The sequence below is a fragment of the Marivibrio sp. genome, assembly GCF_040218065.1.
Lineage (GTDB): Bacteria > Pseudomonadota > Alphaproteobacteria > UBA8366 > Aestuariispiraceae > Marivibrio.
In genome coordinates this window covers 12,041-25,058 of sequence record NZ_JAVJQE010000001.1, presented here as the reverse complement: position 1 = coordinate 25,058, position 13,018 = coordinate 12,041, and the positions used below count along the sequence as shown (strand labels likewise).

Genomic DNA, 13,018 nt, shown 5'->3' with positions numbered 1-13,018 from the left:
CCGCCTCGCCGACCCGCGCAAGCGCGCCGGCGCGGCGTCCCTTGACCGACGATCCGAGGATGACGGGCGGAGTATGACGGCGCAAGAGAACAAGCCGCGAAGTCTCAAGCAGTTGATGGAGGAAGGCGGCGGCCTGAGCGGCTTCGCCTGGCCGGAGCATGAGCAGGAGTTCGGCATCTCGATCGACCGCGACGGGACGTGGCGCCACCAGGGCGAGCCGATCAGGCGCGAAAAGCTGGTGAAGCTGTTCGCCACCGTGCTGCAACGCGACGACGACGGCGTCTATTGGCTGGTGACTCCCGGCGAGCGCGGTCGGGTGACGGTCGAAGACGCGCCGTTCGTCGCCGTCGAGCTCGACGCCGAGAGCAAGCCGGGCGTCCTGCGCTTTCGCACCAATCTGGATTATTGGGTGGAGGCCGGCCCGGACCGCCCGATTCGCGTCGCGGTCGACCCGAAGACCGGCGAGCCCTCGCCCTACGTGCTGGTGCGCGACCGGTTGGAGGCGCTGATCGCGCGCTCCGTCTTCTATGAGCTGGTCGAGCGGGCCGAGGAGCGGCTTGATGAGACCGGCCGGCCGGTGCTGGGCGTCGAGAGCGCCGGGACCTTCTTCCCTCTCGGCGCCGCCGACGACGGAGCGCAAGACGGGTGAGCGAAGGCGCGCTCTCCCCCGAGCGGATCGTCGCGCGGCTGCGCGCCGCCGCAGAAGCCCGCGACGCGGCCGTCGACGAGGAGGCGCCGCGCCGCGGCGACGACGACCTCAATCCCGGCATGACGCCGACCCGCGCGACGCTGACGCCGGCGGCGGTGCTCGTGCCGATCGTCCTGCATCGCGCGGGTCCGACCGTTCTGCTGACCCGGCGCACCGACCATTTGCGCGATCACGCCGGGCAGGTCAGCTTCCCCGGCGGCCGGATCGATCCGCACGATCGCGACGCGGTCGACGCCGCGTTGCGCGAGGCGGAGGAGGAAGTCGGCGTCGCGCGCGAGCGGGTCGAGGTGATCGCGCCGCTCGACCCCTACATCACCCGCACCGGCTTTCGGGTGACGCCGGTGGTGGGCTTCCTAACGCCGCCGATCGATCCGAAGCCCGATCCGTTCGAGGTGGCGGACGTCTTCGAGACGCCGCTCTCGTTCCTGCTGGACCGTCGGAACCATCAGCGCCACAGCCGCGAGTACGAGGGCCGCACGCGCTACTTCTACGCCATGCCCTACGGCTCCTATTATATCTGGGGGGCGACGGCCGGCATGCTGGTCAATCTGGCGGACGTGCTGATGCGTGACGGCTCGCGACCATAGCGCCTGCGGCGGCGCGCCGCGCATCGCTTGGCGGGCGCGGCGCCGCAGCCTACATTGGCGACGGACCGCCGTTCCGACCGATTGGGAGAGCCGCCGCCCGTGCGCACCTTTTTGACCGTCGTCCTGCCGCTGATCGCGCCCACGATCGTCTTCTTCATCTGGGCCTGGTTCGCCAAGAAGCGCGCCGAGAAGGAGGAGCGGCACGAGCCGATCCCCGCCTGGCAGAATTGGCCGTGGGCGCGCCTCGTGCTGACCGGGGCTGTGCTGACGGCGTTGACGCTGTCCGCCGTCGCCATGATGCGGGAGGCCGCGCCCGGCCAACGCTACGTCCCGCCGCGGATCGAAAACGGCGAACTGATCCCCGGCCATTTCGTACCCGCCGAGCAGGATGAAAGCGGCGAAAGCAAGACGGGGCGCGAGTCCGAGACCTTCGACGGCCTTGGCACCGCGCCGCCGTCGCTGCCCAACCAACGCGAAGACTAATGCCCGCGCGCGCCGCCCAAGCAGACGTCCCCGAACGCCTCGAGCCGCAGGATCATCCGTGGATGACGGCGGCTGAGAGCCGCGCTGTGATCGAGGCGCTGACCGGCGGGGTCCGCGCCGAAGGCGGTCCGCCTACGGTCCGGTTCGTCGGCGGCTGCGTGCGCGACGCGCTGGCCGGCGCGCCGGTCGGCGACATCGACCTGGCGACCGACCTGGTTCCGGAAGAGGTTCTGCGTCGCCTGGAGGGCGCCGGCCTGAAGGCGATCCCGACCGGACTCGACCACGGCACGATCACCGCCGTCGTCAATCACCGCCCGTTCGAGATCACCACGCTGCGCCGCGACGTGGAGACCGACGGGCGGCGCGCCGTCGTCGCCTATACGACCGACTGGCGCGAGGACGCGGAGCGGCGCGACTTCACCATCAACGCGCTCTCCGCCGACCCGGACGGGACGCTGCACGACTATTTCGACGGACGGGCGGACCTGGCCGCAGGGCGCGTGCGGTTCGTCGGCGAGGCGGACCTGCGCATCCGGGAGGACGTGCTGCGCATTCTGCGCTTCTGCCGCTTCCACGCGCGCTTCGGCGTCGGCGCCCCGACGGGACCCGATTACGCCGCCTGCATCAAGCGGCGCGACCTGTTGCCGCAGCTGTCGGCCGAGCGGGTTCATCATGAGCTCGCCCGGCTGCTGGCGGGAGACGCCCCGAGCGAGACGGTGCGCGCCATGATCGCCGACGGCCTGCTGGCCTGCTGGCTGCCCGAAGCGGCGGCGCCGGACGTCCTGGCCGCGCTGGTCGGGCGCGAAGGCGCGGCCGGGCGGCGCGACTGGCTGCGCCGGCTGGCCGCGCTGTGCCTGCGCCCCGACGCTGGCGCAGGATCGGCGGAAGGGATCGCCCGGCGCCTCAAACTCTCGAACCAGGAAACGGCGCGGCTGACGCTGCTGGCCGCGCCGCCGCATTCGTTCGATCCGCAGGCCGATGCGCTGCAGCGACGCGAGGCGCTCTACCGGCTTGGGGCCGACCGCGCCTGGGATCTGGCGCTGCTCGGCGCGGCGCGGGCGGAGGCCGAGGGGCGCGACCCGCAGGCGTGGGAGCGCCTGACGCAAGAGGCGGCGGATTGGCGGCCGACGGAGTTGCCCGTTTCGGGAGCGGACGCGCTCGCGGCAGGCTTGACGCCGGGGCCGGCGGTCGGGCGCGCCTTGAAGGCGGTGGAGCGCTGGTGGCTTTCGGAAGCAATGGCGCCCGAGCGCGCGGCCTGCCTCGAACGGCTGAAGGCGGAGGCCGCCGCGCTCTCCGCCGCGCAAGACTGATCTGAACCAGACCACCGGGGGAACCTCGCACTCATGACCATCGCGCGCATCTGCTTCGTCGGCGACAGCGTCACCGTCGGGACCGGCGACGCCGCCTGTCGCGGCTGGCCCAACCGGCTGTGCGCGGCCGAGATCGAGGGTCGCGGACACGATCTGTCCTGCTACAATCTGGGCGTGCGGGCCGAGACCAGCGAGATGATCGCGGCGCGCTGGGAGCGCGAATGCCGCCCGCGCCTGCCCGACCATGTCGACGGCCGCCTCGTCTTCATGTTCGGCCTGAACGACATGGCGGACGAGCAAGGGGTCGGCCAGCGGGCGCCTTTGCCGAAGTCCGCGGCGACCGCGCGCTCGATCCTGTCGCGCGCCGCCAGCTGGAAACCGACCCTGTGGATCGGTCCCACCCCGCCGCAGCGGGACGCGCCGGAGATCAGCCCTGGACCGGGCGTGGTCTACCGCTTTTACAGAGATCGCGTCATCGAGCTGAACGACGCCTATCGCGCGATCGCCGAAGAGCTCGGCGTCTCCTATCTCGATCTCTTCGCGACGCTCGGCGACGATCCGGCCTGGGACCGGGTCATGGCCGAGGGCGACGGCGTCCATCCGACCGGCGAAGGCTACGCCAAGATCGCCGAGATCGTCGCCCAGTGGGACGCCTGGCGGGCGTGGATGGGGTGACGCGCCCCGTCGCAAGCGCCCCCGTCGCAAGGGCCCCCACTGCAGGCGCCCCGGGGGCGCCTGGCGGCGCAGGACGTCGTACGTCTTCTGGTTGGCGGCGGCGATCTGTTTGAGGCGGGCTTCGCGGGCCGCGTCCCCCGGGGTCTTCGGCCGCGCGCCGAGGCTCGGGTTGCGCCGCCTTCGGGCCTCCTCGGCGCGCGGTCGGGCGTCCCGCCGACTCCGCTGGCGCCGCGCCGGGAGTCCGCGCGAAGGCGGGGACCGCTCTCGGCGTCACGCTGACGGCTGAGCGGGACGCCCAAGGCCCCCGCCTTCGCGGGGGGCGTCGGAGCTGATTGGGGACAGTGCACGGCCTCAGCCGCCCCGCTTGAAGAGAGAGGACAGCGCCTGGAAGCCGTTGGCCTGCACGAAGGGCGGGACGCCGGCGGCGGTTTGCTTCTCCTGGCTGCGCTTGTAGACGTAGATGCCGAGCACGCTGAGGCCGACCGTCCAGATCGTGCCCAGCGAGCCGAGCGCGGAGACGACGGCGCCGGCGGCGGCCGGATCGGTCGCGATCACATAGGCGACCGCCCCCATCTGCGCCGCCCAGGTGAGCGCGACGACATAGCCGAAGGTCGGGCGCATGCGCCGGACATACGGGTCGTCGCTCGCCACCTCGGCGCGGATCGTCTTGTTGACCTGGGCGAGCCAGGCGCGGTCGGTCTCGGCGTCGAGATCGGCCATCGCCTCCAGATGCCGGTTCGCCTCCGCCAGGTCCGCGCCGGAAAGACGGCCGGCCGAGATCTCGGCCTCGACCCCTTTCAAGGCCTCGCCGGCCGCCTTCGCGGCCTCGTTTCCGGAGGAGGCGAGCGCGCCGCCGACGGCCTTCACCAGCAGCGGCAACCCGATCTGGGCGAGGAGCGCGGGGATCATGCCGGTCGCCCTCCCCTCACCCGATGTTCCGGTAGAAGACGTGCCGGCCGATCTTCTTCACGGGCGCGCGGCCCTTCGCCCACCACGGCAGCAGGGCCTCGTGATGGTAATGGGTCGCGCCGTCGGTGGGATCCTTAAGCGCCCCGCGGATCGCGCGGCGCGCGATGCGCAGGCAGGAGGGGAAGATCGGATCGTCCTCGCCGACCGCCAGCAACTTCTCGCGGTTGGGGTCGGTCTCGTTCCAGCAACTGAACTGCCACGGGGCGCGGCAGACCTCCACCACGGTGGAGCCCCACCAGTGACCGCCGCGCGCCTCGGCCTTGGCGACGCGGTTCATCACCACGGCGGCCACGGCTTCGCGCCCGCGCACGGGCTCGCCGCGCGCCTCCCCCCAAAGGGTGCGGGCGAGGGTGTCGACGGCGGGACCGTCGTCGGCGGCCGGGCAGGCGAGCGGGGGCAGGTCTTTGTCGAGCTTGGACACGGCTTTCACTCCTTTTTCCTGAGATCGTGTATTGTCGAGCTTGGATTCGATGCGCAGCAGGTGCGCGGTCAGGCGCCGCTCCACATCCTTGAGCGCGGAGATCGACGCGTAGGTCTTGGCGACCTCCAGCTTGTAGGCGGAGAGCGCCTCGCGGGCCTGGGCCAGCGCCTTGTCGATGGTCTGTCGATGGCGTTGGATATCGTCTTCCTGGTCGCGGCGGTTGCGCCAGATCAGCCAGAAAAGGCCGGTCAGCACCGGCACCTCCACGGCGGTGATCCACCAGACCGCATCCAGGGTCGCGGCGGGTTCGGTCATCAGAGTTCCTTTCCGGGGGTCATAGGTCGAAGTCGGTATCGGCGCGATGGCCGCCGCCCCCGCGCCAGGCGGGGCGCACGGCGTCGACCGGCGGCGTGCGGGGCAGGCGGACCGGCTCGTCGCTGAGGCAACCGGCCAGCGCGTCGAGGCCGTCGTCATGGGTCTTGCCTGCTCCGTCGGGGCGCCACTCGCGCATCTCCTGCGGCAGCGGCGTGTCGAACACGCGGCGATGCGCGCGGATCTGACCGGCGGCCAGCGGCGCGTCCAGCGCCTCCAGAATCCGCGTCTCCTTCCGCGCGCTCGAATGTCGCTCGATCACGCCGATCGAGAGCCCGAGCGTGCGGATTTCCGCGCGCAGCAGCCCGGGCAGGAAACGGCCGACGCCGTTGGTCTCCACGGTGACGGCCGGCAGGAAGTTGCGCTCCGCAAAGCGCGCGACCGCGCGGCATTGCTGGCGCGCCGGGTCGAGGGCCGCTTCTTCGCTGGCCGAGAGATAGGCGGCGTCGTGCAGCCAATAGCCGCCCGCCTCGTCGGTGAAGACGCAGACCACCACCGACCGGTCGCCGCCCGCGGTCGCGCCGTAGGCGGGATCCCACCGGCAGCCGGCGGAGGTCAGGCGGCGGCCGTCTAGTTCGAGCGTGGCGAGACGGTTACGCTCGGCGTAGACCAGCTCGGCGTCGTACAGCGGCATCCGGTCGGGATCGAGCCGGCAACCGGCGACGTTCACCGGCCGCAGCATCATCTGGCTGTCGAACTTGGCCGGGCCGTGGCGCGCCCGCAGCGCCTCGATCGCGCTGCGATCGTACTTCTCGGGCCAACGCGATTTCCCGCCCGCCGTCAGGATCGGCAGCGTCAGGCGGGTGAAGCCGTCCAGGAACGGCGCGCGCTCGCCGGTCTCCGGCCGCAGCGAGTCGGCGTAGATCGTGTAGTAGCTGTGCGGGGTCCCGACATAAAGCTGCAGCCCGCCGGGCGTCAGAATGTAGTCGGTCTCGCTCAAGCGTTGGCGAAGATCGAAGCGCTTCGGCGCCGTGTCGCAGGTGTTCGGCACCTCCACATCGTCGCAGATCAGCACGTCCGCGCGGCTGCCCGTCAGGTTCGCGCCGACGCCGCGGGCCAGCATGGACGGGTCGCGGCTCTCGCGCGCGCGGGCGACGGTGAACTGATCCGCCGCCCACTGCTCGGCCTTCTCGGGTTTGAGGTGGCGGGTCAGCGGATGACGCTCGATCACCCGCTTGACGTTGCGCGCCATCTTGGCGGCCAGGTCCTGCTCCGCCGCGAGCACGAGGATCCGCACGCTCGGATCGCTGAGCAACAGCCAGGCGCAGAACAGGCCGACGATCGTCGACTTGCCGCTGGCGCGGAACGCCTGCAGCAGCAGCCGATTGTCGCCGGCCCGCCAGCGGGCGTTCAGCCACCGCGCCATGCGGACGTGCAACGCCGGCGTCGTCTGCCCCTGGGTTTTATTCCAGATCCACAGGAATTCCGGGAAGGAGCACGCCGTCATGGCGCATCCTCCCCGACGTCGGGTTCCGACGGCGCGGGCGCGCACTCCTTCAGCGCGGCGCGCGCCTCCGCGACCAGCCGTTCGGAGTCCGCGGCGCGCGGCGTTTCCGCCGCCGGGGCCGCACGCAACACGGTCTCGGCGAGCGCGATCAGCTGCTCGATATGCGCCAGCGCCGCCTTGGCGCCGGTCTGGGTGGCGGCGAAGCCTTTCGGATCCTCCCCGCCCGCCTGATCGGCGATCCGGCCGTAGGCGGCGATGGCGGCGTCCAGCATCTCCGGCAGCCGCTCGGCCAGGCGCGCGCGCAAGGCCTCGGTGCGCGCTTCGGCTGAGGCCGCACGGGACCTGCGGCGGGACGGCTTGCGCGCGCGGCCCTTCTTGACGGACGTCATCGTCCGCCTCCCGGCGGACGGTCGTTGAACCCGGCGAACATGACGATCTGCTCCTCCTCATCGGCGCTAACGAAAACGGCCCGCCGAGGCGGCGGGCCGTTGGAACCTGCGGGGCGACGGCGCGGCGTCACGGCCACTCCGGCGCCTGGGGGACGGCGACGCTCTCGCCCGCGCGCAGTCGGTCCTTGATCGCCTTGGCCGCAAAGACCAGGGCGCGCTCATGGGCCATGTAGGCCTGGGCGAAGGCGATGACGCTCGGGGCGTCCATCGGTACGAGGCTGTTGTCGGCGGCGATCCAGACGAAGTCGGCGCTGGCATCCGCCCAACGCAGATCGCCCGGCGCCGCGCCTTGGAGCGTCATCGCGACAAGCGCGGCCGAGGCCGCGCCCGCGATGCGTTTGACGCTGTCGGCATCGGTCTGGAACCGGCGGCCCTGGAAGGTGAAGCCTGCGGCGATGCGCCGGTCGCGCTCGCGGTTGACGGCGCGCAACGCCGCCTCGAGCGGGGTCACGGCCGGGCTCTCGGCGGCGGCGAGACGGCGGACGGGAACTTCGTCGAAAGGGGCCGCGCCGCGGGTCAAAGTCTTCATTTCGTCAGCTCCATTGCAGGGTCCAGGCGTGCAGCCGGACGTTCTTGGCGGTTGCGGCGCGCGCGCGCAGCCGCATGGCGGTTCCGGAGGGTTGGCCGCTCAAATCGACGGCGTCGCTCGTGTAGATGCGCGACTGCGCGTCATAGGGGCCGTCGTCGGCGAGGGCCGCAGCGGACCAGCTGGTCCCGTCGTCTCGGGAAATCTCGACGATCAGATCCTGGTCGGGCGTCACCGCATCGATCGGCTCCGCGACGACCAGCGCTCGGCCGGAACCGGGCGCGGCGTCCGCCGACTGCGCGATCGAGCTCAGCGTGAAGGGCGCGGCCGTCATGGCGGAGCCGATCACGACCGACGAGACGCGCCCGTCATGCGCAGGCGAGCCGTCATGCTGATGCCACCAGCCGAACCCGGAATCGGCGCCGTTCCACGGCGACGCGTTCGGCGGGGCGGTCGCGATCACGCCCGAATTCGAGCCGGCCGGCGCGCCGTTCACGAAAAGCTCAACCGAAACCGGCCCGGCGACGCAGCCGGAGGGCTTCGTCACCTGAAGCTCGACGTCGTACCAGAGGTTGTTGACCAGCGACAGGTTCGGCACGGTCCAGGCCACCCCGTTCCATTGCACCACAAGCGCGCCGTTGTTGGTGTAGAAGCCGACCTCCTGTCGCACCGTCGGCGCGGCCTGATCGTCGACCCACCCGACGCTGAAGCGGTTGCCGTAGGCGGCGTAGCCGCTTTGCACGGCCGATCCCGAAAAGCCGATCGAGAAGACGAGAAACTCACTGTCCCGCAGGACGTCGTTCTGCGCCGCCGCGAAGGGATGGTGCGCGAGCCAAGGCGACGGGCCGGAGGTGCGGCCGACCCAGCACTGGCGCCCGTCGTGAACCGCGGTGACGAAGTCCGGCGTCCGCCGGAAATCCCACGGGGGTTCTGCGGGGGCGGTCGCGAAGTCGCTCGGCGCCCAAAGGTCGGTCCCCGGACTGAGGATCGGCCCATAGAAGGCGCCGGAGGCGTGGTATACCGGATCGACGCTCGCCGCCGGGTCTACGCCGGTCTCGTCGGCGAACGCGTCGGCGAAGCCGTCGATCATCGAGAAGAGGCTCCAGCCACGCTCGATCGCGTCGCGCAGCGTATTGAGGGCGAGGCGCGTCTCAAGCCGCCCGAGCGACGCCTCCAATGCGGCGCGATCGGCCTCCAGCGCGAAGGCTTCGGACTGGAGGCCGTCGAGCATGTCGGCGTCGAGACCGGTCCCGGCCCCCTGGTTGCCGGCATGCCAGACGGCGGCGCCGTCAACCCGTACGTCCGGCGCGTCGAGCGGGCTGATCATCGGGGCCGATCCGTCGCGCATCAGGTAGCTGTCTGCGGGCGTATGGGTGTGGCGCCAGTCGCCGGCGCCGGCGTCGTAGACCCGCAGAACCTGCATCGTCGCGTCGTAGTAGAGATCCCCGGCCTGCAGCGGCGTCCCGTCGGCTCGGGCGGCGGGCGGCGACGCCGCGGCCCCCAGATAGGTGTCGGCGTAGTTCCGCAGATCATCGAGATTGGCCGCGACCACGTCGATCGCATTGAGCGCCGCCGGCGTTTCCGGCGCGCCGTCGGCGTCGAAACTCAGGATCCGGTTCGCCCGCACGTCGGCCGGCGGCAGGAGCAGGGGTTGATCAAGGTCGCTTGGGGCCGCGCGCAAGCCCTCTTCGACGCGCGCTTCCAATTGCTGAAGCAGCATGGTCAGGCGGTCGAGCTCGCGATTCAACGCGCTCGCCCGGAACGTGCCGTCGTCGAGGAAGTCCGTCACACGTTCCACCGGCATGTCGCGCCAGACGCTGATGCGCGCGCCGACCGGCGGGGCGGCCTCGAAGGTCAGGCGGGCGCCGTCGGTTTCGGTCAACCGGTCGACGCTGTAGGTCGCCTGGTTCGGCGGTCCGTCGTCGATCGCGACTTTCACGTGATCGGCGTGCAGGACCGCAAAAGGCAGGTCGAAGGTTCGAACCCCCGCGTCGGTTTGCAGAATTTGCAGCCGCGGGCGGACGTCGTTTATTTTCAAGTCGCTCACTGTCGTGTCTCCTTATCGACGACGCTCAGTTTCCGGGGATTGCGCGGATCACCTGCCGGCCGAAGCCGGCCAGAGCTTCGATCGTCGGGCCGTCGTCGTCATCCAGCAGCGAGACGGATTGCGCCGCCAGCGCATTGCCTTGACGGACGTCGAACAGGCGTTGATCCGCATCGCCGCGAATGCCGGCGAAAATCGCGTCCGCCGAGCCGCCGGAGCCGCCGACGCCGGCGGCCCCCATTCGGGCGCGCTGGGCGGCGATCTGTTGATCGCGCTCGCGCGCGATGCGGCGTTCTTCGATCCGCTGCGTGAGCGCGCGCTGCTGCTGTTCGGCGGCGATGCGCTGGCGTTGGGCGGCGGCTTGCTGTCGCTGGCCGGCGACGCCGGCGGCGGTGCTGACGCCGCTGAGGGCCAAGCTGGCGAGCGCCATCGGTTCTGCTCCTGACATGGTCTTTCCTTTCGTCAAACGGGTTTAAGAGTGGGCCGAGATCTCGGTCATCACCGAGAGCACGGTCAGCGGAAGCGGCGCGTCCTGGTCGACGCGCCACAGCGGCCGGCTGTCGCCCTTGGTCCAGCCGAGGGCGCGCACGGTCTTGTCGACGGTGACGGGGTCGGGCGCGACCGGACCGGTCAGCCCGTCCCGGCGCGCGAAGGGCGCGGGCCGCGGTCCGCGGCCGACATCGACGCTGAGCGCCCGGCTGTCCTTAAGGCGGAAGACCGCGCGCACGAGGCGGACGGCGACGCCTTGGGCCGCGCCGCCGCCGCCGCTCTGGACATAGACGGGCAGCGGGGCGATCTCGGTCCGGAACGCCAGACCGACTTCCAACAAGGCCGCCGGCTCGTCGAGCGTGAGCGCGCCCTCCGTCACCGGTCGGGCCGCCTGCGGGGCGCCGTCCGCGAGCACGCTGACGACCCGTCCCTCCAGCGGCGCGAGCGCGGGGTCGCTCCAGACTCTCTTCGGCGTCGCCGAGACGAGCGCGACGGACGCGTCCGTATTTCGCGTCGGATCGAGGCGCTCCACCGAATAGACGCCGTCGCGCTCGACCAGAACGAAGGGCGCGTCGTCGAGGACGGCGATGGACCGGAAACGGCCCTCGGTCTCAAGGGTCGACCAGGCCGTCACCTCTTCCTGCCGATACTGGGTGACGGCGGCGATCCCTCCGGCCGCCATCACCACGAAGACGACCCGCCGCCGGGCGTCGTAGGCCTGATCGATCGGCCGATCGATCAAATGGCGCACCAGAGCCGACAGATCCTTCGCCTCATACGCCTGGTCCACGTCAGTGAAGAGGAACTCGCGCAGGCTTGCGCCGTCGCGCGAGGAGAAGATCGTGCCGCCGTCGACGTCGCAGGGCGGCACGTTGCGATCCACCGGCGAGCCGATTCGGGTCTGCCGGCGGAGTTCCAGATTGGTCGGCGTCAGCGGTTCGCCGGTCACCATCCATTCTGCGCCCGTGGTCAGCACCTGCAGGTGGCGGCTGGAGAAGACGGCGCGGATCCCATTGACCTGGTCGGAGAGGATCGCGAACTCGATCGCCTCGTCGTCCTCGCCGGTTCCGAGATCGAAATTAAACAGATCGGAGGATTTCGAGAGCCACAGCCGATTGGGCAGGTCGCGCGACCCGCCGATAACCAATCGATCCTGGTGGAAAGCGCAGCAAAGCGGATGGCCGCGCACGGGACTGAAAGCGGCTTCGGTCCAATCCTTGGCGGCGCCGGTCGAGACGAGCGTCTGTTTAGTCTCGGCGCTCGCCTGGGTCGGGCTCGATACGGCGGTGATCTCCACCTCTTTGTTTTGGAGGCGGAAACGCACGCCGACGTGGCCGGCCTCGAACAGGTCGGCGCTTGCGCTCAGCGTGATCGCGCCGCTGGTTCCGCTCGGCTGCAGGGTGACGTCGTCGTCGGCGAACTTGTGATGCGGCTGCTCGATCCGCCCTCCCTCCTCAAAGAAGCGCCAGTCCCTCAGTTCGAAGCTCGTCGCGTCCAAGCGGACCAAGCGCTGCGGCGGATGCTCCGGATGGACCAGCAGCAGAGTGTCGGCGCTTTGAGCCCAGCTGAGCCGGGCGATTTCATCCGCCGACCACGGCGCGGCGATGTCGGCGATGGGACTCTCCGTCTCGTCGATCACCGCGATCGCGCCGCCGGTGACGACCAGCAGATAGGTCTGCTCGGTGTTGAACTGGAAGGGGATCAGGCGGCCGTCGCCCGCAGCCGACGCCACGAAACGCAAGCCGGGGCGCCGGCTGACCCCGCCCGTCGGCGTGACCAGCACATTGCGCAGCCGCGCGGCGCCGTTGGTGTAGGCGCGCAGATCGCCGCGCCCCATCAGATCGCGGCCGATCTCACCGGCGGTGAAGTTGGTTTTGAGAATGGTGAGGCGCGCCATCACTTACGCACTCCCACCAAGCTGAAGTCTTCGAACCGGCCGGGCACGTCCTGCTGGGCGTCAATCAGGCGGGCCCGCTTGAAGGCGTCTTCGGCCAACTTGTGCAGACTGTCCGCGCGGCTGGTGCTTTCCGTGATCGGCAAACAGAACTCAGCGGCCAGCCGGGCGATCAGCGCCTGATCGAAGAACGGCGGAAAGGCCGTCTCCATCGGTCGGAAGATGTAAGTCAACGTGACCGCGCCGGCGTTGGTGTGCAGCCGTCGTTCGACGATCCGGTAGTCGAGGCCGCGCCCGTCATGACCGTCGCCGGCGGACAGCGCGCGCAGAAAGTCGGCGGGCAACTGATAGGCGTAGTCGAAATCGACGATCGGCCGCGCGACGAGGCGCGCGAGCCGGCGCTGCGCCGTCGCGAAGCTCCACGGATGGGCCGAAAGCAAGGCGTCGCGCGTGGAGGCGTAGAGCGTTGCGGCGACGACGCTCTCGGCCGTGCCGTCGTCAAAGCCGGAGATCGGCTGCGCGGCGATTTTCACGAGCGCGCGGTTCACGAGCTCGATGCTGGTCAAGGCCATGGGAAAGGCTCCCTGTTGTCGGGGTAAGAAGGGGCGCCCCGTCGAGGCGGGAGCCTCGACGGGGCGGCCGG

14 protein-coding genes are annotated in these 13,018 nt (G+C 70.7%); 5 read left to right on the top strand and 9 right to left on the bottom strand.

The window, feature by feature from the left end; all coding sequences use genetic code 11:
* Positions 1 to 73: 73 nt before the first annotated feature.
* From RIB45_RS00135 to RIB45_RS00115, 5 genes are all read left to right on the top strand, one after another.
* A complete protein-coding gene (locus tag RIB45_RS00135) occupies positions 74 to 649 on the top strand; it encodes a DUF1285 domain-containing protein (protein ID WP_350047502.1) in 576 nt (191 codons plus the stop codon).
* Entirely contained in the window at positions 646 to 1,296 is a 651-nt protein-coding gene (locus RIB45_RS00130; protein WP_350047500.1) for a CoA pyrophosphatase, read from the top strand. Before RIB45_RS00135 ends, RIB45_RS00130 begins: the two co-directional genes overlap by 4 nt.
* Before the next feature lie 99 nt (positions 1,297 to 1,395).
* Positions 1,396 to 1,779: a DUF6111 family protein gene (locus RIB45_RS00125; protein WP_350047498.1), complete on the top strand. Its 384-nt coding sequence runs from the start codon at positions 1,396 to 1,398 to the stop codon at positions 1,777 to 1,779.
* A complete protein-coding gene (locus tag RIB45_RS00120; RefSeq protein WP_350047496.1) occupies positions 1,779 to 3,089 on the top strand; it encodes a CCA tRNA nucleotidyltransferase in 1,311 nt (436 codons plus the stop codon). The genes RIB45_RS00125 and RIB45_RS00120 overlap by 1 nt, the downstream gene beginning before the upstream one ends.
* A gap of 33 nt (positions 3,090 to 3,122) precedes the next feature.
* Positions 3,123 to 3,764, top strand: a complete 642-nt coding sequence (locus RIB45_RS00115; protein ID WP_350047494.1) for a GDSL-type esterase/lipase family protein — start codon at positions 3,123 to 3,125, stop codon at positions 3,762 to 3,764.
* Between the two features lie 351 nt (positions 3,765 to 4,115).
* Here RIB45_RS00115 and RIB45_RS00110 read toward each other — a convergent pair whose 3' ends face one another.
* The 9 genes from RIB45_RS00110 to RIB45_RS00070 form a co-directional block, all read right to left on the bottom strand.
* Positions 4,116 to 4,673, bottom strand: coding sequence for a 3TM-type holin (locus RIB45_RS00110; protein WP_350047492.1), 558 nt, complete (start codon positions 4,671 to 4,673; stop codon positions 4,116 to 4,118).
* A 16-nt stretch (positions 4,674 to 4,689) separates the two neighbouring features.
* Entirely contained in the window at positions 4,690 to 5,469 is a 780-nt protein-coding gene (locus RIB45_RS00105; RefSeq protein WP_350047490.1) for a cell wall hydrolase, read from the bottom strand.
* 19 nt (positions 5,470 to 5,488) lie between these two features.
* Complete coding sequence (terL, locus tag RIB45_RS00100) at positions 5,489 to 6,973, bottom strand: phage terminase large subunit (protein ID WP_350047488.1); 1,485 nt, start codon at positions 6,971 to 6,973, stop codon at positions 5,489 to 5,491.
* Positions 6,970 to 7,362 carry a hypothetical protein gene (locus tag RIB45_RS00095; protein ID WP_350047486.1) on the bottom strand — a complete coding sequence of 131 codons (393 nt, stop codon included), beginning with the start codon at positions 7,360 to 7,362 and terminating at the stop codon, positions 6,970 to 6,972. The genes terL and RIB45_RS00095 overlap by 4 nt, the downstream gene beginning before the upstream one ends.
* Positions 7,363 to 7,489: 127 nt before the next feature.
* Positions 7,490 to 7,951, bottom strand: coding sequence for a DUF4376 domain-containing protein (locus tag RIB45_RS00090; protein WP_350047484.1), 462 nt, complete (start codon positions 7,949 to 7,951; stop codon positions 7,490 to 7,492).
* A 4-nt stretch (positions 7,952 to 7,955) separates the two neighbouring features.
* Complete coding sequence (locus tag RIB45_RS00085) at positions 7,956 to 9,995, bottom strand: hypothetical protein (protein WP_350047482.1); 2,040 nt, start codon at positions 9,993 to 9,995, stop codon at positions 7,956 to 7,958.
* A 25-nt stretch (positions 9,996 to 10,020) separates the two neighbouring features.
* Entirely contained in the window at positions 10,021 to 10,440 is a 420-nt protein-coding gene (locus tag RIB45_RS00080) for a hypothetical protein (protein ID WP_350047480.1), read from the bottom strand.
* 24 nt (positions 10,441 to 10,464) lie between these two features.
* Entirely contained in the window at positions 10,465 to 12,378 is a 1,914-nt protein-coding gene (locus RIB45_RS00075) for a phage tail protein (RefSeq protein WP_350047478.1), read from the bottom strand.
* Complete coding sequence (locus tag RIB45_RS00070; protein WP_350047476.1) at positions 12,378 to 12,947, bottom strand: phage connector family protein; 570 nt, start codon at positions 12,945 to 12,947, stop codon at positions 12,378 to 12,380. Before RIB45_RS00070 ends, RIB45_RS00075 begins: the two co-directional genes overlap by 1 nt.
* Positions 12,948 to 13,018 lie beyond the last annotated feature (71 nt).

Excerpts from the sequence above, each read along its gene's own strand:
- RIB45_RS00135 (WP_350047502.1), top strand. The coding sequence starts at position 74 with ATGACGGCGCAAGAGAACAAGCCGCGAAGTCTCAAGCAGTTGATGGAG.
- RIB45_RS00120 (WP_350047496.1), top strand. The coding sequence starts at position 1,779 with ATGCCCGCGCGCGCCGCCCAAGCAGACGTCCCCGAACGCCTCGAGCCG.
- RIB45_RS00115 (WP_350047494.1), top strand. The coding sequence starts at position 3,123 with ATGACCATCGCGCGCATCTGCTTCGTCGGCGACAGCGTCACCGTCGGG.
- RIB45_RS00110 (WP_350047492.1), bottom strand. The coding sequence starts at position 4,673 with ATGATCCCCGCGCTCCTCGCCCAGATCGGGTTGCCGCTGCTGGTGAAG.
- RIB45_RS00105 (WP_350047490.1), bottom strand. The coding sequence starts at position 5,469 with ATGACCGAACCCGCCGCGACCCTGGATGCGGTCTGGTGGATCACCGCC.
- terL (WP_350047488.1), bottom strand. The coding sequence starts at position 6,973 with ATGACGGCGTGCTCCTTCCCGGAATTCCTGTGGATCTGGAATAAAACC.
- RIB45_RS00095 (WP_350047486.1), bottom strand. The coding sequence starts at position 7,362 with ATGACGTCCGTCAAGAAGGGCCGCGCGCGCAAGCCGTCCCGCCGCAGG.
- RIB45_RS00090 (WP_350047484.1), bottom strand. The coding sequence starts at position 7,951 with ATGAAGACTTTGACCCGCGGCGCGGCCCCTTTCGACGAAGTTCCCGTC.
- RIB45_RS00080 (WP_350047480.1), bottom strand. The coding sequence starts at position 10,440 with ATGTCAGGAGCAGAACCGATGGCGCTCGCCAGCTTGGCCCTCAGCGGC.
- RIB45_RS00075 (WP_350047478.1), bottom strand. The coding sequence starts at position 12,378 with ATGGCGCGCCTCACCATTCTCAAAACCAACTTCACCGCCGGTGAGATC.
- RIB45_RS00070 (WP_350047476.1), bottom strand. The coding sequence starts at position 12,947 with ATGGCCTTGACCAGCATCGAGCTCGTGAACCGCGCGCTCGTGAAAATC.